This is a genomic window from Sulfolobus islandicus Y.N.15.51, assembly GCF_000022485.1.
GTDB lineage: Archaea > Thermoproteota > Thermoprotei_A > Sulfolobales > Sulfolobaceae > Saccharolobus > Saccharolobus islandicus.
On sequence record NC_012624.1, the window covers coordinates 1 to 25,035 of the forward strand.

General features: G+C 35.3%; 33 protein-coding genes. 16 read left to right on the plus strand and 17 right to left on the minus strand.

Going from position 1 to position 25,035, the window contains the following annotated elements:
- Window positions 1-22 precede the first annotated feature (22 nt).
- The 8 genes from YN1551_RS15235 (at window position 23) to YN1551_RS15270 (ending at window position 6,167) form a co-directional block, all read left to right on the plus strand.
- Window positions 23-985: a hypothetical protein gene (locus YN1551_RS15235; RefSeq protein ID WP_012718267.1), complete on the plus strand. Its 963-nt coding sequence runs from the start codon at window positions 23-25 to the stop codon at window positions 983-985.
- Window positions 986-1,033: 48 nt separating this feature from the next.
- On the plus strand, window positions 1,034-1,225 hold the full coding sequence (locus tag YN1551_RS15240) for a hypothetical protein (protein ID WP_012718268.1): 192 nt from the start codon (window positions 1,034-1,036) through the stop codon (window positions 1,223-1,225).
- Window positions 1,226-1,254: 29 nt separating this feature from the next.
- A complete protein-coding gene (locus YN1551_RS15245; RefSeq protein WP_012718269.1) occupies window positions 1,255-1,452 on the plus strand; it encodes a helix-turn-helix domain-containing protein in 198 nt (65 codons plus the stop codon).
- The gene (locus tag YN1551_RS15250; protein ID WP_012716290.1) at window positions 1,449-1,823 is read left to right on the plus strand and encodes a hypothetical protein; all 375 of its coding nucleotides are present in this window, start codon (window positions 1,449-1,451) and stop codon (window positions 1,821-1,823) included. Before YN1551_RS15245 ends, YN1551_RS15250 begins: the two co-directional genes overlap by 4 nt.
- Window positions 1,823-2,377 carry a DUF1286 domain-containing protein gene (locus tag YN1551_RS15255; RefSeq protein ID WP_012718270.1) on the plus strand — a complete coding sequence of 185 codons (555 nt, stop codon included), beginning with the start codon at window positions 1,823-1,825 and terminating at the stop codon, window positions 2,375-2,377. The genes YN1551_RS15250 and YN1551_RS15255 overlap by 1 nt, the downstream gene beginning before the upstream one ends.
- Window positions 2,378-3,197: 820 nt before the next feature.
- Window positions 3,198-3,449 carry a plasmid regulator gene (locus tag YN1551_RS15260; protein WP_012718271.1) on the plus strand — a complete coding sequence of 84 codons (252 nt, stop codon included), beginning with the start codon at window positions 3,198-3,200 and terminating at the stop codon, window positions 3,447-3,449.
- Window positions 3,446-4,588, plus strand: a complete 1,143-nt coding sequence (locus YN1551_RS15265) for a HEPN domain-containing protein (RefSeq protein WP_012718272.1) — start codon at window positions 3,446-3,448, stop codon at window positions 4,586-4,588. The genes YN1551_RS15260 and YN1551_RS15265 overlap by 4 nt, the downstream gene beginning before the upstream one ends.
- Window positions 4,589-4,907: 319 nt before the next feature.
- On the plus strand, window positions 4,908-6,167 hold the full coding sequence (locus YN1551_RS15270) for a tyrosine-type recombinase/integrase (RefSeq protein ID WP_012718273.1): 1,260 nt from the start codon (window positions 4,908-4,910) through the stop codon (window positions 6,165-6,167).
- Here the strand turns inward: YN1551_RS15270 and YN1551_RS15275 are convergent.
- The 11 genes from YN1551_RS15275 to YN1551_RS17930 form a co-directional block, all read right to left on the minus strand.
- Entirely contained in the window at window positions 6,145-6,432 is a 288-nt protein-coding gene (locus tag YN1551_RS15275) for a hypothetical protein (protein WP_012718274.1), read from the minus strand. The two genes, YN1551_RS15270 and YN1551_RS15275, sit on opposite strands and share 23 nt — an antisense overlap.
- A gap of 5 nt (window positions 6,433-6,437) precedes the next feature.
- Window positions 6,438-6,734, minus strand: coding sequence for a cell division protein ZapB (locus YN1551_RS15280; protein ID WP_012718275.1), 297 nt, complete (start codon window positions 6,732-6,734; stop codon window positions 6,438-6,440).
- Window positions 6,721-6,957, minus strand: a complete 237-nt coding sequence (locus YN1551_RS15285; protein WP_048052523.1) for a hypothetical protein — start codon at window positions 6,955-6,957, stop codon at window positions 6,721-6,723. The genes YN1551_RS15280 and YN1551_RS15285 overlap by 14 nt, the downstream gene beginning before the upstream one ends.
- Entirely contained in the window at window positions 6,954-7,148 is a 195-nt protein-coding gene (locus tag YN1551_RS15290) for a ribbon-helix-helix protein, CopG family (protein WP_012718276.1), read from the minus strand. Before YN1551_RS15290 ends, YN1551_RS15285 begins: the two co-directional genes overlap by 4 nt.
- A complete protein-coding gene (locus tag YN1551_RS15295) occupies window positions 7,145-7,489 on the minus strand; it encodes a hypothetical protein (RefSeq protein WP_012718277.1) in 345 nt (114 codons plus the stop codon). Before YN1551_RS15295 ends, YN1551_RS15290 begins: the two co-directional genes overlap by 4 nt.
- Window positions 7,486-7,698: a hypothetical protein gene (locus tag YN1551_RS15300; protein WP_012718278.1), complete on the minus strand. Its 213-nt coding sequence runs from the start codon at window positions 7,696-7,698 to the stop codon at window positions 7,486-7,488. The genes YN1551_RS15295 and YN1551_RS15300 overlap by 4 nt, the downstream gene beginning before the upstream one ends.
- Entirely contained in the window at window positions 7,691-7,981 is a 291-nt protein-coding gene (locus YN1551_RS15305; RefSeq protein WP_012718279.1) for a hypothetical protein, read from the minus strand. Before YN1551_RS15305 ends, YN1551_RS15300 begins: the two co-directional genes overlap by 8 nt.
- A complete protein-coding gene (locus YN1551_RS15310) occupies window positions 7,974-8,465 on the minus strand; it encodes a hypothetical protein (RefSeq protein WP_012718280.1) in 492 nt (163 codons plus the stop codon). The genes YN1551_RS15305 and YN1551_RS15310 overlap by 8 nt, the downstream gene beginning before the upstream one ends.
- The gene (locus YN1551_RS17230; protein WP_012717425.1) at window positions 8,462-8,629 is read right to left on the minus strand and encodes a hypothetical protein; all 168 of its coding nucleotides are present in this window, start codon (window positions 8,627-8,629) and stop codon (window positions 8,462-8,464) included. The genes YN1551_RS15310 and YN1551_RS17230 overlap by 4 nt, the downstream gene beginning before the upstream one ends.
- The gene (locus YN1551_RS15315; RefSeq protein ID WP_048052531.1) at window positions 8,626-8,949 is read right to left on the minus strand and encodes a hypothetical protein; all 324 of its coding nucleotides are present in this window, start codon (window positions 8,947-8,949) and stop codon (window positions 8,626-8,628) included. The genes YN1551_RS17230 and YN1551_RS15315 overlap by 4 nt, the downstream gene beginning before the upstream one ends.
- Window positions 8,950-9,033: 84 nt before the next feature.
- Window positions 9,034-9,156 carry a hypothetical protein gene (locus tag YN1551_RS17930; protein WP_274379019.1) on the minus strand — a complete coding sequence of 41 codons (123 nt, stop codon included), beginning with the start codon at window positions 9,154-9,156 and terminating at the stop codon, window positions 9,034-9,036.
- A 114-nt stretch (window positions 9,157-9,270) separates the two neighbouring features.
- Between YN1551_RS17930 and YN1551_RS15320 the strand changes: the two genes are divergently transcribed.
- A complete protein-coding gene (locus YN1551_RS15320) occupies window positions 9,271-9,855 on the plus strand; it encodes an IS607-like element ISSis5 family transposase (RefSeq protein ID WP_012717888.1) in 585 nt (194 codons plus the stop codon).
- A complete protein-coding gene (locus tag YN1551_RS15325; protein ID WP_012717887.1) occupies window positions 9,833-11,134 on the plus strand; it encodes an RNA-guided endonuclease InsQ/TnpB family protein in 1,302 nt (433 codons plus the stop codon). The genes YN1551_RS15320 and YN1551_RS15325 overlap by 23 nt, the downstream gene beginning before the upstream one ends.
- Here the strand turns inward: YN1551_RS15325 and YN1551_RS17235 are convergent.
- Entirely contained in the window at window positions 11,118-11,273 is a 156-nt protein-coding gene (locus YN1551_RS17235; protein ID WP_187146900.1) for a hypothetical protein, read from the minus strand. The two genes, YN1551_RS15325 and YN1551_RS17235, sit on opposite strands and share 17 nt — an antisense overlap.
- Before the next feature lie 120 nt (window positions 11,274-11,393).
- On the opposite strand from YN1551_RS17235, the gene YN1551_RS15330 reads away from it, so the two are divergent.
- The 3 genes from YN1551_RS15330 (at window position 11,394) to YN1551_RS15340 (ending at window position 12,968) form a co-directional block, all read left to right on the plus strand.
- A complete protein-coding gene (locus tag YN1551_RS15330) occupies window positions 11,394-11,675 on the plus strand; it encodes a hypothetical protein (protein ID WP_012718282.1) in 282 nt (93 codons plus the stop codon).
- Between the two features lie 109 nt (window positions 11,676-11,784).
- Window positions 11,785-12,426 (plus strand): hypothetical protein, encoded by a 642-nt coding sequence (locus YN1551_RS15335; RefSeq protein ID WP_012718283.1) that lies wholly within the window; start codon window positions 11,785-11,787, stop codon window positions 12,424-12,426.
- Window positions 12,423-12,968, plus strand: a complete 546-nt coding sequence (locus tag YN1551_RS15340; protein WP_048052525.1) for a FeoC-like transcriptional regulator — start codon at window positions 12,423-12,425, stop codon at window positions 12,966-12,968. The genes YN1551_RS15335 and YN1551_RS15340 overlap by 4 nt, the downstream gene beginning before the upstream one ends.
- A 437-nt stretch (window positions 12,969-13,405) precedes the next feature.
- Here the strand turns inward: YN1551_RS15340 and YN1551_RS15345 are convergent, their stop codons facing one another.
- Entirely contained in the window at window positions 13,406-13,744 is a 339-nt protein-coding gene (locus tag YN1551_RS15345; RefSeq protein WP_012718285.1) for a hypothetical protein, read from the minus strand.
- Window positions 13,745-13,877: 133 nt separating this feature from the next.
- On the opposite strand from YN1551_RS15345, the gene YN1551_RS17240 reads away from it, so the two are divergent.
- Entirely contained in the window at window positions 13,878-14,015 is a 138-nt protein-coding gene (locus YN1551_RS17240; RefSeq protein WP_012718286.1) for a hypothetical protein, read from the plus strand.
- A gap of 127 nt (window positions 14,016-14,142) precedes the next feature.
- On the plus strand, window positions 14,143-14,298 hold the full coding sequence (locus YN1551_RS17245; protein WP_012718287.1) for a hypothetical protein: 156 nt from the start codon (window positions 14,143-14,145) through the stop codon (window positions 14,296-14,298).
- Window positions 14,299-14,608: 310 nt separating this feature from the next.
- Here YN1551_RS17245 and YN1551_RS15350 read toward each other — a convergent pair whose 3' ends face one another.
- Genes YN1551_RS15350 through YN1551_RS15360 form a run of 3 tightly spaced genes read right to left on the minus strand, consistent with a single transcriptional unit; the run spans window position 14,609 to window position 20,202 of the window.
- Window positions 14,609-16,333: a restriction endonuclease subunit S gene (locus YN1551_RS15350; protein ID WP_048052526.1), complete on the minus strand. Its 1,725-nt coding sequence runs from the start codon at window positions 16,331-16,333 to the stop codon at window positions 14,609-14,611.
- Window positions 16,326-17,891: a class I SAM-dependent DNA methyltransferase gene (locus YN1551_RS15355; RefSeq protein WP_012718289.1), complete on the minus strand. Its 1,566-nt coding sequence runs from the start codon at window positions 17,889-17,891 to the stop codon at window positions 16,326-16,328. The genes YN1551_RS15350 and YN1551_RS15355 overlap by 8 nt, the downstream gene beginning before the upstream one ends.
- Before the next feature lie 19 nt (window positions 17,892-17,910).
- A complete protein-coding gene (locus tag YN1551_RS15360; RefSeq protein ID WP_012718290.1) occupies window positions 17,911-20,202 on the minus strand; it encodes a DEAD/DEAH box helicase family protein in 2,292 nt (763 codons plus the stop codon).
- A gap of 1,268 nt (window positions 20,203-21,470) precedes the next feature.
- Between YN1551_RS15360 and YN1551_RS15365 the strand changes: the two genes are divergently transcribed.
- Window positions 21,471-21,953 (plus strand): hypothetical protein, encoded by a 483-nt coding sequence (locus YN1551_RS15365; RefSeq protein ID WP_012716262.1) that lies wholly within the window; start codon window positions 21,471-21,473, stop codon window positions 21,951-21,953.
- Here YN1551_RS15365 and YN1551_RS15370 read toward each other — a convergent pair.
- Window positions 21,939-24,935, minus strand: a complete 2,997-nt coding sequence (locus tag YN1551_RS15370) for a type IV secretion system DNA-binding domain-containing protein (protein WP_012718291.1) — start codon at window positions 24,933-24,935, stop codon at window positions 21,939-21,941. The genes YN1551_RS15365 and YN1551_RS15370 overlap by 15 nt on opposite strands.
- Window positions 24,936-25,035 lie beyond the last annotated feature (100 nt).

Genomic DNA, 25,035 nt, shown 5'->3' on the forward strand with positions numbered 1-25,035 from the left:
TTTTTAAAAACCCTGCATAGTGATGATCTCCAAAAAAGAGTTTTTACCTATTCTTGCATACTCTATTCCAACATATGTACTAGTGTATCCATCATTTTTTGTTAACACTCTAGCAAGGGAATTCCCATACTGGGAGGCATTCCTACTACTCTCCCTACCCTTTCTAGGGAGAGTAGTAGGATCCCTAATTTACCAATTCTTCAAATCCTACATCATACCGCTCCTAACCCTTAGCATACTCACGCTCCTACAAATCGATTTAAACATAATATTTCCCGTCAGATTCTTGATCGGCATAATCTTCGGACTAATGACCAGCTACGCAGTTGACAATGCTGTTAAAACGAACAACTTAGTGTTAGGTTTAACCACAGCGGGCTGGAGTATAGGATGGATACTATCATATATAGCATATACAACAATCCATAATTGGAATCAAATATGCATAATCAGCAGCATAATAATAGTATCCATAGCACTCCTAGACAGAAGAGTAAGCCTAGATAAAATCAAAATCAATATAAGCTTACCAAAAACGTCATCCATAATAGTCTACTTCTCAGCGTTAACCCCGGCATTCACACTACAAATAATTCCGAGCATATTCGAAAAAGCACACACAACATGGCTAATACTCCCTTCGTATCTACTTTCCATAGCTGCGTATACTATACTACCAATAATAGCAAGCAAAATAGGACTAAAGAGATGCATCATAATAACAACCCTAGGAATACTAATTAGTGGAATAACAACATTCCTAATAACACCCTACACCCTATTACCATATACCTCACTAGGACTAGGAATACTTTCACTAATACCGAAATACTTAACAACGAAAAACGAAAAAGCCAACACTCTGGGAATAGCCCTAAATATAGGATCAATAGGAGGACTAATAATACCAACGCTATACACAATAATACCGACAAGCCCAGAATCAATACTCATAATAACTTCAATAATATTGTTAACAATCTAAAAAATTGTAATGAGGGTTTTTAAAAACCCCAAAAGTGAAGGTGGTGAAATGATTTCGCCTGACTTAGCAATAAAAATTCTTCTATTAGTTCCTTCAGTAATATTCTTCTTCTACAGTGCAGTATATTTAATGTTATTTGAGCTAAATGTACAACCTAAACTGAGCAAATTCTACAGAAATACTAGTCTAGTTTTAGCTGGAGGTGGTATACTATTATTGACAATTTATTTAATGATTTAGATAGCATAGATGATATAATTTTAATAATATTGGCAAATGCTAACGGAACTGTTAAAGAAATGGCAGAGAAAACGGGAATAAAAGAAGAAGCTGTATATCATCTTTTAGAATTTCTAACAATAGCTGGGATTGTGAAGAAAGAGAATGATAGATATTCTATAGATAAAACAATGAGAACTATAGCTCAACTTTTGATAGATTTTAAAGACGGAGATGACGTGAATTGAAGAAAATAGTAATAAAAACAGAACTTCCTTATAATTATAGAAAGCTTAAGGGATTTTTCATTTCACCTGGGGTGCTCAGATTATTTTATGACGTAAAGAGTGTAGAAGTTGCAGGGAATTTATCATATATTATTAACAACAAGTACAATGCAATAATGTATTTCAGTAATGTTGATATTGTATGGGAGATTTATAATGGTAGATTAAAGGATAAGATCTCAGTATGGTTATATCCAATTGGTGATAATACAGGATTACACTTGAAATTCGAAACTAATAGAATACTCCCGCTAAAGAAACCTCTAGAAAATGAAGTCAAAGCAGGAGTAGAATTGCTAAAAAGTTTGTTAGATGCTTTGAGGAGGTTCTGATGAAGTTAAGAACCCATTACATCTTCTCAACCGGTTTATTGACGCTTCTGGACTCTGTACTCTTTCATGAATATTTTTACTACGCTTTAATCTTGAGCGGAATAGTTTCGGTAATAGGTAATTCCTTGATTGATAGGATTGGCCATAAGGAGATTGCCACTAGGTATGGGTATATCCCGGTAAGGACACCTTTAACCCATACAATTCCTAGAAGTGTAGTTTGGGGTATTGTCTCCGTAGTCCCGGTCTTTATTCTCTTATTGATTTATTATTATGGGTTTAGCTATCACGAGTACTATTTCTCCCTTAGCAATAAGGTGGTGTTGTTAATATTGTTAAATGGTGTAGTTGTTGGGCCCTCTCATTTGTTCCTGGACGTATTTACGGAAAGGGGAATATATCATAAAGTAAATGGTAAGTGGAGGAGATTCGCATTGGCACACTTCTCCTATGATAACCCCTTAGTAAATGGATTAGCAATCTTACTAGGAATTATAATGCTGCTAGCAGCACTTTATCTACATAACTACCATTATTACAACTATTATTTCTAACGAGATAATAATAGTATAAAGATAAAAACAAAAAAGTTTTTAAATCTGTTTTTACAGAAGTAGAAATGGGGGATGAGGGGATGATGAGTAGGGTCAGAATTGACCTATGATAGGACACTCGGCAGCTGACCTGACCCCCTCATCCCTAATTTATTCTTACCTTATCTAACTATTAAGCTTTTCTTCTCATTGAATTTTGAAAAATTGAGCAAAGAATGAGGTTGGATCCTAACGTTAAATTTACGACGTGAGAAAAATTCAATAAACTCCCCAGTTTGCTAAGAAAAATTCTTTCTTCTAATTTCTTAATCTCATCTAATTTTGTATTATTAGCTAATAATGTACAATAAATGCAGCTGAGGAGTGATATGATGCAACATAGATACGCTAAACATTCTCTATAATAAACTGAAATATGATAATGTATTCGAATTGAATTAAGCATCTTTATAATTAGGCAAATTTGTATAACACAAATATAAGTGTGCGTAATTATTGCAGAAATAGTTATCAAGACACTTGTTAAAATAAAAGAAATGATGAGAAGAGTTTTATTTCTCATAATATTATAAATTTTATTTAAAAAGCTCAGTTGAATTAACTCCAGTTTACTCTACAAAAATTCAAAGTAGTTAATCCTGCACGGATCTCAAATTTTTTAGTTAAAAGAGCAAGGTAATGCGATAATGACCATAAATACTACACTTTGTTAACCCTACTATTCCCAGTTTGGGAACTCATTTTCAGCCCCCTTCTAAGGAGGTAACACTTTGTTAACCCTAGTTAAGGTTTATTAAGGGAAATTTCTCAATACAATTTTATGGAAGTTAAGATAGAGAAACATAAGTCAAGGTTTACCATTACACAATTAATTTTAATGGCTATGGCTAAAGCTCCTGGGAGCTGCTGTAGTTTGGAATATTTACATGAGAAAACTGGTGTTGATAAGAAGGAGCTGCTAGTATATCTAACAAGGTTAGCCAAAAGAGGAATAATAGAAAGGAAATGGCATAAAAGTAGGGCAGGGAAAGAGAGAATGTATTGTCTGAAGTATAAGGAGGATATACTATGAGCCCGCCAAATGATAAATTTTTAGAATACGCTAAAGCGCTTTTAGAAACTGCAGAATCTGATTTAGATGCAAGTAAATTTCTTTGGGATTGTAATTATCAAGCTCAGTCAGTGTTTTATCTTCAGCAATCAACCGAGAAGATATTTAAAGCGTTTAGGAGCATGTATCAGTACCTCTTTGTAGAATTTCCCGAATTTATTACAGAGGAACTGATAGCTTCAAGTAATAGTAGAGTTACTAACTTGATGCCCTATCTTACACTGTTAAATTTAAGGTTAAAAGAGAGAAAACTGAATATTAAAGGCCTGGAAGATTTACTGAAAAAGGAATACTCTCATGGCTTAAAGAAAGGATTAAAGGGCGAAATAGATGAGTTAAAAAAGGAACTTGAATATGATAAAGTTATTTTAAAGGGTATATTTTCTCAACTACAGTATACTAATATAACAAATAATATTGATTCTGCAATATACTCGCTTATAAATAATTTATTATCACCTCAAGGTAACCAACAGAATATCGAGAAAGAATTAAAAGATATAGAGGGAATCATTGAGAGTATTAATAATGTAACTTCGTTCCTTCAAAAATTCGTGGGAGAAATTAAAAAACAACCATCAAGTATACCCTTACAAAGTTCATCCAGGAATAGTAGTAATTTAGTAGATATTATTTTAGACGAAGTTTTACCTTCTATACTTACCGTTTTAATATTACCATTTAAACTATATAATATAGCGTCTTATCTTGCTCAGTTTGAAGAGAATTCAAGATATCCGCAAATAAATAACGGAAACATTGAAATTCCACAAGATATAATTCGCAATTGGTCTAATAATTATTCTAGTATTTACGGTAATTTATATGAGGTAATAAAAGAGATTCTAAATAACTTTAAGAAAACTGACCAATTTCTGCTAGATATTCATTATAGAGTTATTCAGAGAAACTATTCTATGGATAGTATACTTAATGATATTCTTGGTTTCATAGACTTTATAAACAATATTTTTCCAATATTACTACAAAAAAATATATTACAGAAAATAATAAATATTATAAATAAAGATAAAATAGATGAAAATGATATTGAACAATTAGCAAATGAATTAATCAAAACACTGGAAAAAGTGATCTAAAAGGAAATTAAGCCTAACATAAACTGTGGGATTCGATAGTTTGGAACGTTTTACGTATTCTACTACTATTTTATTCTACTTTTCTTTCATAACATAATTCTACTTCTACTTCAACGTGCAACAGAAAACGTTTCTTTTCAACGTTTTACTGAAACGTTATCTAGCCTGTCGAGCCCCTGACCCGGGTTCAAATCCCGGCCGCGGCGTTAATTTTCCCTTAAATTGAAAGAGAGCTACGTTCTCTTTATAAAGGCGTAAATGGAACAGTAATCCTTATTTTTGGAACAGCGTCACTTTCTTATAAGTAGGGTAGAAATATATGCTAATTGATATTTCTAAACTGGACGAGCAACAAAGGAAGAGAATTATTAAGAAGTTAGTAGAGAAGTTGGGGTTATCTCAAGCTGCAAAAATGCTGGATGTCGGTAGGAGTACTTTATATAGATACGTTAACAGTGATCAGAGTATTCCTTTAGACATTGTGAGGAAAGCTGCAGAAATGTTAGCTTCAGACGAACTTTCGGACGCAATATACGGGCTGAAAGTAGTTGACGTTGATTTTACTACTGCATTATCTGTAGTTGTTAAAGCTATGAAAGATGAGAAGTTCCGGAACTTTTTCGTTTCGATACTTTATCAATATCTAGGAGACTATTTGAAGAACGTATCATCAACATACATTGTTACTGAAGAAGACGTGAAGAAGTTTGAAAAATTGCTCCAGGGTAAGAGTAAAAGCACTATTGTCATGAGGATGAGGTATCTTAGGATAGCGCTTACAAAGTTGGGATATGAGTTAAGCCCGGACAGTATCAGAGACTTAATAGCGGAGTTATCTGAAGATAGCAGCAATGTAGCCAGACATACCGCGAATTCCTTGAAACTATTTATCAAAACAGTAGTAAAGGAGAAGAACTTGCAGTTAGCACAGCTGTTATATAATTCGTTCAAAGTTCCTAAGTCTAAGTATAAATACAAACCCCAACCGCTTAGTTTAGAGACGTTAAGAAGAATCTTTGATAATATAGAACACTTAGGTGCTAAAGCTTTCTTCTTATTGCTATCAGAATCAGGGCTCAGGGTAGGAGAAGTATACTCGCTTAAGATGGACCAACTAGATCTGGAAAACCGCATAATAAAAGTGATGAAAGAATCAGAAACCAAGAGGGCCTATATTTCCTTTATCCATACAGAAACTAGGAAGTGGTTACAAGAAGTTTATTTCCCATATAGGGAAGAGTTTATAAGGACGTATGAACACGTTGTAGGTCATATAGGAGCTGATGTAGAAGCGTGGAAGCAGAAACTGTTCCCTTTTCAGTTAGCGGACTTAAGATCTTCAATAAAAGAAGGGATGAGGAAGGTTCTGGGAAAGGAGTTCAGACTTTACGACTTGAGGAGCTTCTTTGCCAGCTATTTAATCAAAAACGGAGTATCGCCGATGATAGTTAACATCTTACAAGGACGTGCTCCCCCTGCTCAATTCCAGATACTACAAAACCATTATTTCGTGATGAGCGAGATAGAGCTGAAGAAGATATTTGATGAAAAAGGGCCTAAGCTGCTTTCTCCAAAATAAGGTCTATTTCTTTACCTAAATACTGCTCCCAGATCTGTTTCAATGAAATGGGTAGGGTAAGTATAAAGTAGTTTCCGTGCTTATATAGGCTCCTTAGGCCTATTAGTATTTCACGCTGATCAGTTATAGCTGTGACGCTCCATTTTCCATGGCTTAAATACTTATCGAAACGCAGAGGTAAATAAACGTAATAAATCTCCTTCTTTCCGCTCCTCATTTTTGATACCGTAACTCCAGGTATCAATAACTTACTCACTTCGGCCATTAGATTCACCCCTTAAACTCCCCAGTTTCTTCCTTAATCTTCTGTAAAACTGCCTTCAGATGTAGGTCTTGTTTTTCTCTATCTCGTATAGTCAGTGCAATCTCTATAGCCCTCATTAGAATATTATTTTGTCTTCTCAGTTTCATATTTTCATCTTTTAATGAAATGTTCTCTTTCTGCAATCTTTCATTCTCTCTTTCTAACTTTTGCAGCTTCCTCTCTAAAGCTGCTATAGTATTCAATGCTTTACTATACTGAATTTGCAGCTCTTCGTTTTCTTCAATGATCTCATTTATTGTCATGTCTTATCGCCCAATCGTCCAGGGTAGTTTGTCTCATCTTTTTCTCCTTATTCTTTTTAGTCCATTTTTCTGCATAAGGGCAAGAAAGACGATGGGGTCTCCAATCTGGGTCAACTGGAATTTTATAGCCCTTAACATGCCTAACCCAGTAGATTTTCTTATGGCAATATTCGCACTCTGATTCCTCAAATGCCTCTACCCAGTCGGGTATGTCTGAAGTCATATTTCCCTCACCCTAACTCCATTGTTTTTCTCTTCAAAGGAATTTAGTCTGTAAACTCTGCCTTTCCTGCAGCTTAAGTAAAACTTTATTGCGGTCCTAATTACCTCGCTTCTCTCCTTAGCGTTATTAATGCAGTATAAGTCTAGCTGCTGTAACAATTCCTCCTCTAGTTTAAATGTAACAACCCTCATTCCTTTTCACTCTCGATCTCTTCCCAGTCTACTTCCTCTCCTTCTTCTTGGTTCTTTTTCTGCTGATTCTTACTTTGCCTGGTTTTTGCAGCTTTTTCATCTGCCTCTATGTATTGTTTAGCTAAGAGTGCTAGAATGTAATCTAATCTCTCTTTAAGTAGAGCAGCTTCAGCTGTTGAGAGATGGAAGAAGGTCTTTTGATTCTCAGAGTGTATAGACAATAATAAACTCCCTTCTTCGGCGAAATCTTTAGAATTTATTTCAACATCATCAAATCCTAATTCGAGAACTTTCACTTTCTTATTTTTATCAAAGTGGGCTAACCGTAGGGCTTTTCTCATTGAATAACACCTGGAATCAATACTTTTCTTTCGAATTTCCTACAATAGCTTACGTCTTCTTCTAAGTCTTCAGTAAAGCTAGGATCATCATTAGCAATAGCATTGAAGAATTTGCAAATAAGCTGCTGACAATCTCCTTCTAATTGCTGAATGTTGTCTACTCTTCTGAACTTTAACCAACAATTAATGAATCTGTCAAAATCATTCATTCTTCTCACTCTCGACCTCTTCTATGAAGTTCTCAATGGCCTTCTCTGGATAGAATATATGGCCAATACTAGGAATCCATAATGTAAGCTCAGTTTTCTCGTTGAAAGAGGCATAGAATGGAATATGTTTTTTGCCTATCCTCAGAAATCCCTTTAACGTCTTTCCATCTCTGACCGCCCACACTACCTTAAGTTCCTCTATGTTTACTAACATAAGATCGTTAGAATTGATAAATTCTTCAAATCTAGCAAATATCTTATCTATAATTTCCTTCTCACTCATTCTTCCTCACCTTTAGACACCAAATATCCAATCCGCTGCCCAGGGGATCTTCAACTTCTTCAACTGCAGCTTCTGCTCCTATCTCATCTAACCTTCTAAGAGCCTCTACCTTAGAATAGTAACATTCTTCATATCCCTTTTCCTTCATCCAATTAATGAAGTATTTCTCTTCATCTAGATTTTGCGGTAAACTCCCCAGTTTATCGTCAGATTTTGATACCATTTGCCTAAAACTTCTCAATAACATAGAATCTCTTTTCTCTTCAATTAATTGTAACTGCTTTTCATAATAGCATAATTTTGTTCCAACTTCTGCTTCATCATAGTCTAAGCCGTATAGCTGAAACTCTTCCATTGCACTTATCAACTCGTTAATTTCATGTAATATCCTCCTTGCAGCTCTATCTGCAGTTAGTTTCTGAGCTTTGCCGAATAACATGTAAGCTTTCTCTAAGTGCTGCTGCAAAGTAGTAGCTTCAGTCATTCTCCCACCTCAGCAGCATCTATAGCAAAGCACATTCCATCAGAAGCTTCCTTTTTTGCCTCCTCCTCGCTGTCCGCGTACACGTATGCAAAACTTAATTCATCTGGTCCTCCTGCGACAACGTTTAAACATTGCAACCTTACTAAGTAGAGCTTTCCAGTCATTCCTCCTCAGCCTCCATTCTTTCAATTATTTGTAGAGCTCTCTTTGCCTTCTCCCTGACTCTTTCAATTAGCCATCTTCTTGCTTCTTCATCGGCTTCCACTATCTGTAATATTCTTTCGTCACTGGGCGCATAGCCGTTGAGAAACTTATAGTATGCAGTTTTGCTCAGCTTCTTTTCTTCTATCTGCTGTTCGAAATCTTCTCTGAATTCCTTTACGAATTCTATCTTATCTTCTCTGTCCAATAAACTAATTAAAAAAAGAAGATCTTTCTCCCCATCAACTGGGGAGTTTTTTTGAGCCATTTCAACTAAACTCATTTTCTTCATTCTACATAGTATGCAGAGAGATATTTAAACTTTTGCATTCAACATAGAGTGCAGAGAATCTCAAATAAAAAAATGTTATTTACCAATCTCTTTTAGAGTATCGTTTAATTCTAATAATTTTTCAACTACAACCTTGCCAGTCTCCGTTAACTTCACTACCTTCTTAGCAGTTCCTACTGAAGTTTTTTCTTCTCTCACCACTATTAACCCATTCTCTTCTAAAATCGGTATCCATTTCTGGATTGTATGCCGTCGTCAACAGTTTCCGATAAACCGTGAAGTTTATATACTTTGTATGTAAGTTTAACTACAATGCTGAAACCTAAGGAAGTGTGCCAAAAACTAGGAATATCATACCGCACACTACAGAGCTATGTTAAGAAGGGTTACATAAAACCCGTGATACTACAGAGTGGAAAATGGAGGTTTAAAGAAGAGGATGTCGAAAGACTCATGGGGGTTGTTAGGAAGAGGAAAGTAGTATTATACGCTAGGGTATCATCAAACACACAGAAAGACGACTTAATAAACCAAGTTAAGTACCTGGAGGAGAACGTTAAGGACTACGACCAAGTAATAACAGACATTGGTTCTGGGTTGAACATGAAGAGAAAAGGATTCCTCAAGCTATTGAGAATGATACTAAACAACGAAGTATCGAAAGTTGTCATAGCCTACCCAGACAGACTAGTTAGGTTCGGCTTTGAAATAATAGAGGAGGCATGCAAAGCACACAACTGCGAGCTCGTGGTATTAAATAAGGAGGACAAAACACCAGAGCAGGAACTAATCGAAGATTTGATCTCTATACTGGTATCATTTAGCGGAAAGTTGTATGGTATGAGGAGCCATAAATATGAGAAGGTGAAGAAGTGTGTCGAAGAGCTTAAGGCTTAAATCATTCCAACCGGAGGAGGAATACGTTTACCTAACTTACTCCCTGAAGAATAATAAGAAGGTGAAGAGCAAGATATTACTAGAGAACTATAAACACCTACTACAGAAGGCTTTAGACTGGTTATGGGAGAGGACTAAGATAGAGAGGAAGGAGGTCAAGAAGGGCAAGAAAATTTTCGCTAAGGTTAAAGTAACCTTGCCAAAGAAAAAGGAAGTTTACAAGGTGTTGAGGGATGAGTTAGAGAAGGTTAACAATCTAGCTTCACATTACGTTGACAAAGCAATAAATGATGCTTACTCAATCTTGAATAGTTGGAGGAGGAGGGCTGAAAAAGGACAAGCGTCATTAAGGAAACCTAGATTGAAGAAGGTTTACGTTAGGGTAAAGTCGACACTTAGAAAGGTTGAGGGTGAGAGTGTAAGGATTACAGTAAGACCTTACGAATACGTCACCTTCTCATGGTCTCACAAATGGTTTTCAAGGAGGGTTGAAGGGCTTGAGTTGGGTGAGCCAGTAATAAAGGAGGATAAAGTTCACCTACCATTTCGTTATAAGTTACCTTGGTTTACTCCCCTTGACTTTCTATCTATTGATAGTAACTTGTACACATTAGACGCTTACGATGGGGAGAAGTTCGTCACATTTTCTTTGAAGGAGTTGTATAGTTTGAAGTTCGGTATGGAGTTGAAGAGGAGTAAAATACAGTCCTTCGCTTCTAAACACGGTAGGAAGGGGAAGGTATTGTTGAGGAAGTACTCCCACCGTGAAAGGAACCGCGTGCTTGATTATGTTCACAAGTTTGTGAACAAACTGTTGGGAATGTATCCTCTCACTATGTTTGCTGTCGAGAAGTTGAATAAGCAGTCAATGTTCCAAGACGCTGATGATAAGCTGTCTAAGAAGGTTTCAAGGACTGTATGGAGGACTATACACCGCGTGCTTAAATACAAGGCTCCCCTTTATGGTTCTTTCGTTAAGGAGGTGAACCCACACCTCACATCTAAGTCCTGCCCCAGATGTGGATGGGTTTCCCGAAAGGTCGGCAGGATTTTCAAGTGTGAGAGGTGTGGGTTCACTCTAGATAGGCAACTAAACGCATCTCTCAATATTTACCTCAAGATGTGCGGGTTTCCCCACCTCTTTCTTACTCCCACTGGGAGTAGGTGGATTGGGGTTATCCCGCTAAAGGGGCGGAGGGGTATGAACGGGGCGTTGCCCCGCGACTCTGGTGAAGCCCAAGGGCTGAGGATTGGATACAAATTCATGAAAATTCAATGAAGCCCAAACCCCAACTCATTTGGCTAATTTTTACCAGATCCATTAAGGATCCCTCACCCATCATGTTAATATATAGTAATATTTGCATAGGAGTTGACAAAATATCGAGAAGCTTTTTATTTATAACAAGTTCACTCATTCTACTCTCACTACATAATATAGAGAGTAAAATTTTAATAGTTTCGCTTACCAGTGCCCTCTGTTCTGCAGTCTACACAGAAAGCAAACTTTTAATACTTTCTGCACATAGTATAGAGTGATGAAAGTCTACCCTATCAACGCTAAATACAAGGTACTTATAGTGTTATTGAAACTTGGAGGAAGCGGAAAGTATAGTGATATAGACAGAATGATGCGTAATTCTAACTTACGCTTCTTCATAGAACAATTAAGACAAGAAGGTTTTATTGAAGACAGATATGAGGGAAATAAACATATAATAAAGTTAACAGAGGATGGAGAAAAACTCGCTAAGAGATTAATGGAAGCTGAAGAGTTCGTAATGATGAAAATAGCTCAAGCGAGAGGCCAGATTCAATGAAATCCTTCTTTTTCATTTTTATTATAGTTATTCTCTATTTCGTTCTTCTTCAATTAGAATTCTCTATTGATAGAAGAGAACGGTAAACTGAGGAGTTTAAGGTGAGAAAATGATTATCGGTATGGGAAAAAGTCCAGTAACTGCAATTCTGCAGCAATACAGCTATATCTGTGCATATCCTTGCTTCTTTGATAACAAAGTATTGCTGACTGAGAATAGAAGCAGGGCTTATATCCAGTACATTAAATTATTAGTAAGGCATTATGCAAAATACGGCAGGGCTCTTAAAATCGCAATATGGCCCGACTATACTCCATTATATAAGGTAGAGAAAATAGCAAACATATACTTGTTTAATAATATAAGCTTCATAGTTCCTATACACGATTTATCAGAACTAGAGATTGTAGATGAACTAGTAGAGAATGGGTTCAGGGTTTTCGCGGGTTATGCTTCCGATAAGAAGCTTAGAAAATATGAACTTGATGACTTCAAAGAAGTAGCAAATTACGACCGGTGGTATCTAGGAGTATCATCTAAGCATGAGGTAAGAGAGGCAGTACTATATAATTTCCAGGGTTTTGACATAACAACATTTCTCTTTGGAAGACATGAGGATAGAAAGGACAGCAAAAAACTTGCATCAAATATACTGAATTTCGTTAAAGAGATCAGTAAGGTCAAAGGCAAACAAACTATTCTTTACGATTTCTGCGGTAAACTGGGGAGTTTAACGGGTGAAAGACGGTGATAGGCGTTGAAATAACTCCTAAATCCTCCAGGGTTATCAACACCTTGGCCTTTCTGCTGGAGAACGGGAGCTCCTTCGCTCACCAACTATCTCAAATCATGAACATGGACTCCAGAGAAGTATACCCCATGCTGAAGACCTGGATCCTAAAGGGAGTTGTAACGGTATCAAAACAGGGTAGGAGGAACGTCTATTCGATCTCCCAGAAATTCAAATCTTTAATCAGCAGTGTCGTAAAGAAGTATTCTTATAAGGGCAGGGAATTCATAATAGCTAAGGCTAAGGAGAGGTATAAGAGGTTCTTAGGGAGGGATCCGGACCCGGAAGTATTAGCAGTAATAGAGTACTTTGTAGATAAAGCACTCTCTGGAAACCCCTACGTCCAAGGATCTCAAAACGAAAGCGTTGCAGAGTTGTTGGCCAGGGTACTGAACATTTCCTTATATGATATTAATGAAATACTGAGGGAACTAGTCCAGGCTAACATCTTATATGTTTGGAGGAACAGAAAGGCAAGGTTAGACTCTTCCCTTACGGCCTAACTGCCTTACCTAAAACTATGAGTAATTTTTCTCAGTCTCGTAATAAAAGTTCTAACTAGCGTAAACTCCCCAGTTTAATTTGTAAAAACTCAAAGTAAAAACAAACTAATTCTTTGAATAAACTCCCCAGTTTATTGAGAAAAATAGAAACCTCTCTAAAAAGAGACTTGCTATTTATTACTACTACTCAAACTTTCACAAAAAATAAAAACAAAAACAAACGTTCTTACACTACTTTCAATTTTACAACTTTTTACTTAGGCTAATTTTACGCTAAATTATAGCTAATTGAATTTTTTGTTTTATTTTTAGAAAAATTTTATGAAAAGAAAGAAGGCCTTACATACTTCTTTTTACTGGGCCTAAGCTTTTTCACTCTTCTGTTTTTCATTCTCAGAACTCTTAGTAGTAGTTATTACCAGTAGTCGAATTTTTCTTCAGTAAACTGGGGAGTTTAATTCTATCTCAGCTATTACTAAAACTTTCTTACCTATTAATTTCTCCCCTATCTCTTTAGGAATAGAAATACTAAAGTAAGGAATATTTTCTTCTCCTTTTCTGTAATATTCCAAAGAAAATATCTTCACATTACTTAACTCTATTTTCTCTTCATTGGTAACTATTGTTACGTTTTTTAATATTTTTCTCTCCTTAAGTATGTTAGAATACTCTATAGGAAAAGTAACTATATAATAAGGATACTTAACCTTCTCTCCCTGACTGTTAATCTTTACGTTATACTTTACCCTTACTTTTAACTCCTCTTTAATTATCATATGTATGGATATTTTTAATTTTCCCTTATAAATCTTTCTTTATTTTAAGAGAGATTCCCTTCTAAATTATAGAAGAATCTAAGAGAGAAATATTTAAATACTAGAAAGTAATAACTATACTTGTGAAAGAAAAATGGCAAAAAGAACAAATAAGACAAGAAAAAGCAAAAAAGAAGAAGATGAAATGATAGACGAAGTACAAGAAAAATTTGGGGAATATTGCTCTGACCCAGAGAACTACACTGATGAGGCTTGTGAAAAGTTATTTTAATTTTTTTTTTTAAAAAAACTTTCTAAGAATATAGCATATAATTTTCTTATTGTTATAATTCTCTCTTAGTACAGTAGTTTATTTAGGAGAGAAATATTTATATATTAGTTTAAAGAAAGTATAATTGATGACGGAAAACAAAAAGAACAAAAAAGAAGTAAACATGACATTCATATCATTTCCTAGCAAAGAAATTTTTGAACAAATATATAATGAGCTAAGTGAAGACGGTAAAAAAGAATTAGATAGAATGATGAAAGAAGGTAGAGTAAAGATATACTAATTTTTCATTTAATATTTTAAACTTTTTCCTCAATTTGCTAGCATTTTCTCAATTTCTTCTCCTATCTTGTCGTCTAATTTCTGAATCCCTGGCATTGGCTTGAAATTAAACTTCTCCTTCAATACTCAAAATTGGGAGAAAGAGAAGAGATAGAAAAGAAGAATTTACCACAGAATTGTGAGAAATTAAGGCAAAAAAGTAGTTTAACTCAAGATTGTGAGAAAAAAGATAAAATGAATAGGGGGTTTTACCACAAAAATGGGTAAAATTTCATTCTCACTAAAAATATATTCAAGTTATAATAAAAAGATTATTTTAAAAATTCATCTAAATTTAATTCGGATTTTACAGTATATTCTGGATATTTCTTATACACATAGGATAACAACTCCTTAAGGTCCTTATTCCCAAATCTATTTATTAAATCGTTTACCGCGTTGGCGATATCTTGATTTACCTGCGGTAACTCCTTAGATGTGATTAAACTCTTATCTACGTTATCTTTAACTTCCTTAACCTCTATCCTATCCTTAAGCTCCTCAAGATCCTTATAAAGTTGGGGAGTAAAAGGACCATATTTGTATGGTTCAAAATTGTAAGCTAGATTAATGTTATATTCCTTTTGAAGGAGGAATAGATACTTCATTAACTCTGTCATATAGACTGGCCTACCTTTAATCTTAGACGCTTGATAGACTAAATATGGTATTACTACAGATCTAAGTAGGATAATTTGCCTCCTCCAATCCTCAGTTAATTTCCCTGTTAATGCTAACCTAAGAATAGACTTATATAGAGTATTTGCCTCATCTTCTAAGTTCTGTAGGAAATCATTAAATCGAATAATAAGTTCATCAACCTTTTGAAGTAGTTCTACGATCTTCTTTTGTTCCTCTAGGGGAGGTAAAGGAATTAGTAAATTTCTTATTGTATCTAAGTTAAGATTCCACTTCCCTGCTTGGTTTTTAACCACTTTCTTAAAAGATCCGTTTAGATGATACCATGAGAGTAAATAATATATATAATATGGTTCCACATCCTTTGATACAATCCGTATTGCCGTTAGATGATTACTAAAGGTTATCTTTTGATTTAAAGGCATATCAATAATACCAAGTTTCCCTATATGATCAATACTACCATTAGTATTGACCAATACGATATCCAAATGCCTGAGCAAATACCTCTCAATTTTTGGAGATTCAGGTATATATACAATTCTATGAAAAACAATCCTATCCGTTTCATTATCAATATTATCTGGTCTTAAATGGATTACTTTACTATTCTCATCTCTTTTCCTCTCTGAAAAACCAGAACGTATAATAGCAATTTCATTAAGTCTTCTTACTTCCCAATCCTTAGGAAATTCGCCAATATCAGTCTCAACATAATCTCTATGCCCTATACCTTTAGTCAATAATTCCTTTCTTATTACTTTCGTTATAGTTTCTGTAGAATTTCTAATTTGAATAATATAATCCTTTAAGGTGTAATAAATATCAGTGGCCTTTTGAAGTAGTTCTACGATCTTCTTTTGTTCTTCTAGGGGAAGTATAGGAACTGAGCTATTTAAAACTATTTCAAGTGTAAGATTGGGTTGAGTACCCTTTTTAATAAATTTACTCCAATAAGGTTTGAAGTATAGATACCAATAATATAAAAATTCTGTATCTATAATATTCTTATTAGGTATTATTCCTATAATTGCTTGATTTGTCGCTACTGGTATTTTATTAATTGCAACAAATCCTAAAGAACCATAAATTGTTAATAGTAAAGAATCCTTTGGAACTATCCAAGCATTAGAATTTTCTAATCCTTTTTCAGTAATAAATTCCTCAGTATTGTATAGATACTTACCAGATTTCGTTATATCTTGTATCTTTGCAAATGGAATGTTTCCGTTCCAATATTCAGGAACATTTCTTCTGGGTGTTCCTCCAGATTTTGCTTTTATTATAACATCTTTTAATTTTCTTACATCCCAATCCTTAGGAAATTCACCAATATCAATCTCAACATAATCACTCATTTTCATCGCCAATGCCTAAGATCTTCTTTAACTCATTCAACCTTTTCATAGCGTCACTTAAGTTAGTCTCCATTAATTCTATAAGTTGTTTGGGATCTGCATTTTCTTCCTCTAACCTGACTTTCCTATATACGTTAATATCTAATCTATAATCATGTTTCCTTATCTCTTCAACATCTACTACGAAGTACTGTTCAGTTTGAGGTATTTCCTCTCCTCTCTTAAATTTCTGATAAATTTCTAGAGCTAAAGGCAAGTCTCCGCATCCATCTATATCCCCCTTCTTATCACAATCCCCTATAGGTTTCCTAGTCGGTTTAAGTTCATAGCCGTCGCTTTCTATGTTAAAGAAAAGTACCTTATCTGTAGTCTTTTCTCCCTTGTTAGGCCTTCTAAAGACTAATATATCTGTTTTAGCAGCTGAGTAAGGCAAGAAAACCCCTGCGGGTAATGAAAACACAGCTTCAATCTTGAATTTATCAACTAAATCTCTCCTAATACCTTCATAGTTCTCGTTAAAGAGGAGGCCTTCCAGCATTACTGTAGCTACCCTCCCTCCAGGTTTGACCATGTCCATTATAGCTTGAATGAAATAAGTTTCAAATCTCTTGAACTTATACTTAAAGTTACCAGTAGGTTCACCACTAAATGGACCAAAAGGCGGGTTAGTGGTTATAACGTCTGCCTTCTCCTTATATGCACCTTGGACTGAGCCAGAGAGAGCATCTAGGTTCTCAAAGTTCGATGAGCCGTCTCCATGAAGCCTTAAATTCATTAGCCCTAACTTAAAGACATCTGGAGCTTTTTCTATACCGTAAAGGTTATGCTTTAATTCCCTTATTTTTATTTCCTTATCAGCTTCATTGGTAATTTGTCTCTCTATTTTTTGTTTAACATATTCAAAAGCCTTAACTAAAAATCCTCCAGTTCCAGCAGCTGGATCTAATATAACTTCACCTGGGTTGGGATCGATAATTCTGACCATAAAGGAAACTATATTCCTAGGCGTAAAGAACTGTCCGTAATTACCTTGTTGCCCAAGTTTATACATCAAAAATTCGTACCCTCTACCTAAAGCATCAAATTTTCTTCCTTCGTCTCCAGGTAATTTCAGTAGCCTAAGCCTATCTATAACCTGGATTACCGTATTATCGTTTTGCATTCTCCTGGTTTTGTTGGAGAATATTTTCTTGATTATACTTCTATCTTCATCTATTTTTGGATCTCCGGTATCTGGTAAATTAGCCAAATCGAGAAACATTTTATCCAAAAATTCTGTTACTGTTTTGAACCCCTTACTTCTAGCATAATTTCTAGGATCACATGCCCAGTTAAAGAATCTGTACTCACTTGGTATAGTGGACTTATAGTCTTCACCCAACTCTTTAGCTATGTTTTCCTGGTAAATTTCCTGCTCATCAAACAACCTCAGGAAAAACAGATACGAGAATTCCTCTAAATATTCCGTTGGTTTTACTATATCGCTTCTAAATATATTAGCAATATTCCATAACTCATCTCCAAAGGAGTTCCAATCAACTTCTTTACTCTGTTTCATCGAGTTTTCGTAACACGAATTAGCCAGTTTCCATCACCGCCTCATCATATAGTTTCCAGAATGAGTTTATATCTTCAAAGCACCCTTTTACCTTAGAAAATCCTCCAGCTTGCTTAACCACCTCAGCGTTGAAAAACGCCTTCTTATCTATATTTGGGTTTCTCTTTCTAAAGTCATAGAGTGCCATGAATAATCTTTCACATTCTTTAGGATATCCTTTCTTGTTATACCATTCCTTGATAAGATTCCTTTTCCTTTCCTCTGGAGTCGGGAAAGTTTTCAATCCCAAAGCCACTTCTACGAAGTCTTTTAGGGTAGCGTCGGGTTCTCCATAAGTATCCTTTAAAACATCCTCTGTTATGCCTTGTTCATTAAGGAAAGCTTCAAGCTCCTTTAAATAATTCTCGTTTAACGTTTTACCTCCATTTTTCCTATAAAAATAGTCGAAGGATCTGACTGCGGTTTCAAATTGTGTCTTCTTTATTTGTACTTCTTCTTGTGCTTGTAAATAAGCCTTTACTTGTCTTACTACTTGTTCACTTATTCCTTTTAATTCATTCTTAAAATTCTCAGGAGTAATTACTTCAGCATAAACTATACTTACTGGAATATCTAAGATTACCATCTCTTCTCTCTTTTGTTCTCTCTTCACTTCCTTCTTGGCAGTAGTCCTTTGCGGTTCTTCTGTGGAACCCATAAGCTCGCTTATTTCCTTCTCTTCTTCCTCTTCTTCTTTCACGATGTCCTCATTCGTTATCGGCTTGTCTTCTTCATTTTCTAATCTCCATGTGTCCACAAAATCAATAAGATAGAATTTGTCCTTTACTTTATTTCCCTCTTTATATATTCTAGTCCCTCTACCTTTCATTTGTAAATATAATACTCTGGATTTTGTAGGCCTTGCCATAACTATTACTTCTACGTCAGGGGCATCAACACCAGTGGATAGTAAATCTACAGTAAAAGCAACTTTGATCCTAGAGTTAGGACTTTGGAATTCTCTAACTAATTCCTCATGATTAGGAATAGCGGAATGAATAGAGCGGAAAATTTCTTCAGCCTCAGCATTATCAGGAGAGTATCCCATTAATTCATTATATTTCCTAATAAAAGCTAGCCTGAGATTTTCTGCATGCTTAATACTAGCTGCAAAAACAATAGCTTTCTTCAGCTCTTTAGTTTCTTTAAAGTTTATTGCTTCGAAGTATTTTTCAGCTATTAATTCATTCCTCATTGGTATATCTACTTTTTTACCTAAATCGTTAGGATCAAAATCATAACCTAAATCATGAATTCCATAAATATCTACATTTGTAAGGAACTTATAGTAAATTGTATCTGCTAAATAGCCGTCTTTTACTCCCCTACTATATGTATATCTAAAAATAGGATATCCGAAATACGCAAAATTATCAACATCCTTATCAATTTTAGGGGTTGCAGTAAGCCCTAACACTGCTGCTTTATTAAAGTATTGCACAACTTTATGCCAATCTCCATAATACGATCTATGTGCCTCATCTAAAACTATCAATTGGAAATGATCTGAATTAAATAGTTTGAATTTCTCATCTACATACAGCATTTGTACTGTTGAAATGATTATATCTGCAGATAAGTCATTAATATCACCACTTAATTTTCTTATATTATACTTGTCTCCTAACCTAGCATTAAATCTCTGATAAGTTTGGGTTGCTAGGGAATCCCTATCAACTAAATACAAGACATTTTTTACCTTGCCCTCATCAAGGAGTTTCGCTATTGCTGCCATTACAACCTCTGTTTTCCCTGTTCCAGTAGCCATTTCTACTAACATTCTCTTTTTACCGCTGAGAAAAGACGTAATTATTTGCTGTACTGCAATCTTCTGATAATTTCTTAAATCAAGGGCATTAATCGAACTGGAAACCGGATTTAATGTTACTGAAACTTCTTCAGGCTTTAGAAACCTCTCTACTTGGGTTTCTACTGTATTTGCATCTAGGTTTTGCATGTACCATTTTTGACCATCACACGCATAGATATAAGGTACGTTAACTCCATATTTTCTTAGAATTTTAGCACTCTCTCTAGCCTCTGCTATTGCAGCTCTTAAATCAACACCCTTTTTCTTCGCCTCAATTAGAATTACCTTATCTCCTAAAATTAAAGTATAATCTGGTCTATGTTTTCCTTCATTTTCTGTAAACGATATGTTTGGGAAGAGATCCTTTAGGGTGTGGTTTTTCTTAAATTTCTCGAGATTCCATCCCAACTTCCTAAGATGTTCATCGCATAACGTTATCGCATCAGCTTCGGTATTTGGCATGATAATAAATATGCAGAAAAATTTTTTAACCTTTCGGGGGTTAAGGGGTGGGAGCCCCTTATACTAATTTTAGAAGAGAACAGCCCCCAGTTTTTTGAAGTTAGAAAAGCAGTTTAGCAGTATCTGAGACAGGTTAAGCAGTCCTGGAATAAGCAGGGTTTTAGGCCCTAAATTAGCAGCTAAGGCTATAGGACCTTGTAAAGCAGTTTTTCTAAAAACATAGTTAGTAGAAAACTCCGGAGCTAGTAGGGATTAGCAGTTTTAGGTTTTGGGTTATAGGGCGTTAGCCCTTATACTGTGATAAATTCTATTTGAAGAGAAGGGAATTAAGGTTTAGAGAATAGGAAAGAATAAGGATTAGCGCAGTTGTATTTAGAAAAGAATAGTTTAGAATTATTTATATAGAGAATTGCAAGGTAAGGGATTATAATAATAGATGAAAGCCGTTATGAATAAGATAATGGGCTAAAACGAAAAGACCTGGAGTAGTTAGTGTTGGGAAAATGGTTATTGAGCTTAGGATCCTGGAAGGGTATTAAGTAAAATAGTTAGTTAGAATGGGATATAGCAAAGAAGGAATGAGACCCTAAGATGTTAAATTAGAGGGTATTAGGTTATAGGGTTATTTAAGGCTAAGTTATAAGAGTAAGTAGGTTTGTGTTAGTAAGCAGCTTAGAAGAATAGTATAAGCAGAAAGAGAGTAGAGGTGCTAAGCAGAGAATAGTTAGTAAAGATAGTAAAGTTTAGAGGCAGAGGAGTAAGCAAAAAGTAGAGAAGAGAGGTTGTTGTTTGTTAGAGTAAGAAAAGCTGCTAAAGAGTAAGCAGTTTAGAAGCAAGGAAGATAGTAAGTAAAGTTTAGCAAATAGATCAGATTTGAGTTAGACAGAAGTAAAAAGAGAAGAAGCAAAAGTAGAAAAGAAGAGACAGTAAAACAAAGCTAGAGTTAGAAAGAGTAAGAATAGAGTTTGATAGTTAAAAGCAAAAGAGTAAGAAAGTTTGAGAATTAAAGGAAGCGGGCGCAAAGCCCGAAAATTGGGTATAGAATTTTGTTTAGATTATAAGTAAAAATTAGAGAATGGGGGTATAGAGATGAAATGCGGTGCACGAAGTTGCATAGCCGAAGCACAAAGTAAAATATCCACAGCATAAAGTCATATAATAACTGCATTAATTCTAATGTTGAATAATTCTTTCTACTGAGGTATAAAATTTGCATAGTTAGGATATGAGGGGTTTTTAAATATTTACTATTATTAGGATGAGGAAAGATGGGAGAAGAAGTAAATAATCAGTCAATTCAAAACCAACCTCAGTTAAATCAAAATAATTTAAACAAGGGAGATAATATCTCTTCTAATGAAGAGAATGTAAATGAAAAGAAGAAAGAAGAAAAGAAAAGTAAGAAGCAGAAAGTAGAGAAGAAGAAAAGTGATGATTACTTATTATTAGTATATCCAGAAAAAGCAAAGTCTTTCAGAGCCAAAGTACAAAATTGTATTATCGAAATATTAAAGAAAAACGAGTTAATGAACGAGAAAGACTTAGTTTTGCAGTTGATTTTTGAATGCGAAGCTGCTAAAGAGTACTATAAAGTAACTCACGAGACTCAGTACCTGAGGAGAATTATATGGAAGATGGCGAAGGATAAGACGATTTTGAGGGCGAAAATAGTTGGAGATGAGAGGTATACATGGTATTTATTACCAGAGAACTTAGAAAAAGTAAAGGATAAGTTATTACGTAGGGCCTAAAAGGATAGTTTTCTTAGTTCCAGCTGCTTGGATTAAGATCTTATTTTCTTTTAGTTTTACGTCTTCCAGTAGCTCCGGATCCTTTGCTGCTGCTTTAAGCAGTTCTAAGTCTGTCTTAAGTACCCTGTACTGCTTATCTCCTATCTTTATTATTGCATAATCGGTATCCTCTTTGAGGACCTCTATCGTTACTTCTTTCAGCGTTAAACTCCCCAGTTTACTGTTAGCATTATTGGCAGCAGCTCCCTGGGCTGCTTGTTGAGCTATACTTTCAGCCTTCTCTTCTCTTTTGCCGTTAAACTCCCCAGTTAACTGTTCTTGTTTCTGTTCTTCTTTACTTTGTTGTTCTATCTCTTTCTTTAACTTTATTGAGAATATCTTAACTTTGTTTTTCTCTACATCAGAAAGTTGATTATATAGCTGCTGCAGCTTATCAAAACATTCTTCGTATGCCCATGAATGTACTTCTGCAAAGTCCTTAGTGCTTTCCTTTCTGAAATTATGCATTACTTGCTCCGGATGTACACTAAGCTCATTGCAGCTTTCTATTTCAATTGCAATAGATCTATCATAAATGGGCCTCAATGTTGATTTGTCGATAGGTATAGCTACTATATCAGGTCTAGACGTCAAGCTCTGGTCTTGTTTGGCTGGAGTTACGTAATAACCTTGCTTCATGTACCTGAGCATTACCTTCATGGCCAGTTTTCTACCTTCAACAGAAGGAGCTACTGCTTTAACATTTCCAAACAGTCCCTTACCGTAGTAGAGAACCTTTTTGTTTCCTTCCTTTTCAACGTCTATATAACCTAGTTTCTCCAATCTGTTTACCACATCATTCACCTTATCCCTGTCCAATCCTAGCTCCTTTAATAGATCAACTAAATACATCTTCTTCCCATTTTTGAACACGTGATATAGAACCAGTTGTTCTAATACGTTAGGTTTCTCTATATATTTCATAATTGGGTTAACTATACTCTCTATGTCTTCGCTCTTAGGTATCTCTCCGGTTATATATATCTGCATTCTGTCTATGACTTTCTTCAGCTTCTCTGGGTTCTTTTTCACAGGGACGTAGTTTACTTTAACCCTCACTGGGACAACCTTATCTCCCTCTTTTCTCGGTGTGATTATGGCTACAGTTTCGCCTACTCCTAGGCTGGGTAGGATTTTTTGTAGCTCTGAGCCGAACTCTGGAAATATTTCCGCAAACGCTTTAGCGTCATCTCCTTGTTCCTTCATCAACAGCTTCACCCCAGTATTGCTCATTATTGATTTAATGAGGGGTTTGTCTAACTGTCCAGTGTGTTGATGAGCCATGATAATATGCATACCGTACTTCCTGGCTTCGCTTAGAATATCATCTATAACGCTCAATGATGCAATATTCTGGAACTCGTCCATAAATGCAATAATAGGAATCCTTTCCATGCCTAATGCAGCCCTCGCTAATGCATAGTACCATGTCTTGAAGATCCAACCAGCTAAAATCAGGAATGCCGCATCATTTCCTACTGCAGCTTTTGATGCGTTTATTACTATTATGTTCCCGGGCTTGAATAGTTCCTTATCATCTATCTTACTCCTACTGAATATCTTTAGGAGAAGAGGGTTTGTCCCTAACATCTCAAGCCTCGACACAGCTGAGAGGAAGCTCTGTTCCTGCATGTTTTGGAACATCCCTAATTTATTTTCCCAAGTAGGATCATCAACTGGGAGATCTATCTCACCTGTCCTCAGTTTGTAAATAATTCTGTATAGATCTCTAAATGTAGGTTCTGGAGTTTTAGAATAAAGTAGCTGCATTGATACTTGAATGATATATTTTACGTAAACTGCGGTATCCTTAAGTCCAAATAGTTTCTCGAATATTTCCATAACATTGCTGAACCCTAGTAGCAAGGCTTGTTCTTTATTTGGGATGTTTGGCAGTGCTAATGGGTTGATTGAAATCCCTGATTCTACAGGGTGGAAGTAGATTAGTTTTTCGTCATCTGCAAAATATGAAGCAACCTCTTCAGCCATGTCTCCGTGCGGGTCAAAAATCATGATTATCGTGTTATTGTAAGCTTTCTTTATAGCAGTTATCAAGGAAATAATTGTTGTAGTCTTCCCAGCACCAGTGCCACCTATGACATATCCGTGTCGATAAAGATCTTCTAACTCTAACATGTAAGATTTACCAGATTGGATAGTTTTGCCTATTTCGAAACCATTCCTGTTAGGAGGAAGTTCCGGAAGTATCCCCCCGGTTACGAAGTTCACTGGGATTATTGATGGATTGGGAATTACAGCTACTTTATTTATTTTCTCTTCATCAACCCAGAGCCATCTCTTAATTTTTAATGAATGAAATCTAGGCACCCTGGGGATATTATCTTCCCATCCCTTAGTTTTCCTAATTTCTAGTCTTAATTTTCTAGACCTAGTTAAAATAAATTGCTGAAGCTCCTTAGTCAATTCTTTTATTCTTTTTTTATCATCTGAAAGAATGTATGGTTGTAAATAGTATATGTTATCTTTCGCAAATTGCTCTAATCTCGAAGCTAGGACTTCCCTCTGTCTTTTGCCTATTATAGATTGGTTCCTTTTCAATTTATCAGAATATTTGAGAAATATCTCGTTGAGCCGTGGCTCAAGGACTATCCAGAGCCTTAGTTGTTCCCTTGGCCGCAATTTAGTAAGAAAACTGTTGAAATCGTTGAACTCGGCACCCCAGTAGAAATCTTTCTCGTTTTTGAACAAAATACGACCTACGAATTTAGGGACTGGAATGTTAACATTTTCGTTAACACCGAAGTCCTTCCTTAAAACTTCTAGTTGTGTATTTGTGTAAGCATAGAGGTGCATTAAATCTTTGTCTTTAAAATATATGATCTCGAAGACATGTCCTAGAGAATTTAGGATGTTGAATGTCTTATCGTACTCGACTTTTGGGAATAATTCGTAGTATTTGATTACTTCTTTTTTGCCCCACATCAGAAGAATATTATTTAAAAAGGGCTCAGTGTGGCAGTCTTTCCTCATACTCTCAGCATGTCATCTCTTCATCATTGCCCTAAATTTCTATATGTAGAGA

Bases quoted from the DNA above. Each gene is read 5' to 3' on its own strand.
- YN1551_RS15235 (WP_012718267.1), top strand. From the start codon at position 23: ATGATCTCCAAAAAAGAGTTTTTACCTATTCTTGCATACTCTATTCCA.
- YN1551_RS15240 (WP_012718268.1), top strand. From the start codon at position 1,034: ATGATTTCGCCTGACTTAGCAATAAAAATTCTTCTATTAGTTCCTTCA.
- YN1551_RS15255 (WP_012718270.1), top strand. From the start codon at position 1,823: ATGAAGTTAAGAACCCATTACATCTTCTCAACCGGTTTATTGACGCTT.
- YN1551_RS15260 (WP_012718271.1), top strand. From the start codon at position 3,198: ATGGAAGTTAAGATAGAGAAACATAAGTCAAGGTTTACCATTACACAA.
- YN1551_RS15265 (WP_012718272.1), top strand. From the start codon at position 3,446: ATGAGCCCGCCAAATGATAAATTTTTAGAATACGCTAAAGCGCTTTTA.
- YN1551_RS15270 (WP_012718273.1), top strand. From the start codon at position 4,908: ATGCTAATTGATATTTCTAAACTGGACGAGCAACAAAGGAAGAGAATT.
- YN1551_RS15275 (WP_012718274.1), bottom strand. From the start codon at position 6,432: ATGGCCGAAGTGAGTAAGTTATTGATACCTGGAGTTACGGTATCAAAA.
- YN1551_RS15280 (WP_012718275.1), bottom strand. From the start codon at position 6,734: ATGACAATAAATGAGATCATTGAAGAAAACGAAGAGCTGCAAATTCAG.
- YN1551_RS15285 (WP_048052523.1), bottom strand. From the start codon at position 6,957: ATGACTTCAGACATACCCGACTGGGTAGAGGCATTTGAGGAATCAGAG.
- YN1551_RS15290 (WP_012718276.1), bottom strand. From the start codon at position 7,148: ATGAGGGTTGTTACATTTAAACTAGAGGAGGAATTGTTACAGCAGCTA.
- YN1551_RS15295 (WP_012718277.1), bottom strand. From the start codon at position 7,489: ATGAGAAAAGCCCTACGGTTAGCCCACTTTGATAAAAATAAGAAAGTG.
- YN1551_RS15300 (WP_012718278.1), bottom strand. From the start codon at position 7,698: ATGAATGATTTTGACAGATTCATTAATTGTTGGTTAAAGTTCAGAAGA.
- YN1551_RS15305 (WP_012718279.1), bottom strand. From the start codon at position 7,981: ATGAGTGAGAAGGAAATTATAGATAAGATATTTGCTAGATTTGAAGAA.
- YN1551_RS15310 (WP_012718280.1), bottom strand. From the start codon at position 8,465: ATGACTGAAGCTACTACTTTGCAGCAGCACTTAGAGAAAGCTTACATG.
- YN1551_RS17230 (WP_012717425.1), bottom strand. From the start codon at position 8,629: ATGACTGGAAAGCTCTACTTAGTAAGGTTGCAATGTTTAAACGTTGTC.
- YN1551_RS15315 (WP_048052531.1), bottom strand. From the start codon at position 8,949: ATGAGTTTAGTTGAAATGGCTCAAAAAAACTCCCCAGTTGATGGGGAG.
- YN1551_RS15320 (WP_012717888.1), top strand. From the start codon at position 9,271: ATGCTGAAACCTAAGGAAGTGTGCCAAAAACTAGGAATATCATACCGC.
- YN1551_RS17235 (WP_187146900.1), bottom strand. From the start codon at position 11,273: ATGAGTGAACTTGTTATAAATAAAAAGCTTCTCGATATTTTGTCAACT.
- YN1551_RS15330 (WP_012718282.1), top strand. From the start codon at position 11,394: ATGAAAGTCTACCCTATCAACGCTAAATACAAGGTACTTATAGTGTTA.
- YN1551_RS15335 (WP_012718283.1), top strand. From the start codon at position 11,785: ATGATTATCGGTATGGGAAAAAGTCCAGTAACTGCAATTCTGCAGCAA.
- YN1551_RS15345 (WP_012718285.1), bottom strand. From the start codon at position 13,744: ATGATAATTAAAGAGGAGTTAAAAGTAAGGGTAAAGTATAACGTAAAG.
- YN1551_RS17240 (WP_012718286.1), top strand. From the start codon at position 13,878: ATGGCAAAAAGAACAAATAAGACAAGAAAAAGCAAAAAAGAAGAAGAT.
- YN1551_RS17245 (WP_012718287.1), top strand. From the start codon at position 14,143: ATGACGGAAAACAAAAAGAACAAAAAAGAAGTAAACATGACATTCATA.
- YN1551_RS15350 (WP_048052526.1), bottom strand. From the start codon at position 16,333: ATGAGTGATTATGTTGAGATTGATATTGGTGAATTTCCTAAGGATTGG.
- YN1551_RS15355 (WP_012718289.1), bottom strand. From the start codon at position 17,891: ATGAAACAGAGTAAAGAAGTTGATTGGAACTCCTTTGGAGATGAGTTA.
- YN1551_RS15360 (WP_012718290.1), bottom strand. From the start codon at position 20,202: ATGCCAAATACCGAAGCTGATGCGATAACGTTATGCGATGAACATCTT.
- YN1551_RS15365 (WP_012716262.1), top strand. From the start codon at position 21,471: ATGGGAGAAGAAGTAAATAATCAGTCAATTCAAAACCAACCTCAGTTA.
- YN1551_RS15370 (WP_012718291.1), bottom strand. From the start codon at position 24,935: ATGTGGGGCAAAAAAGAAGTAATCAAATACTACGAATTATTCCCAAAA.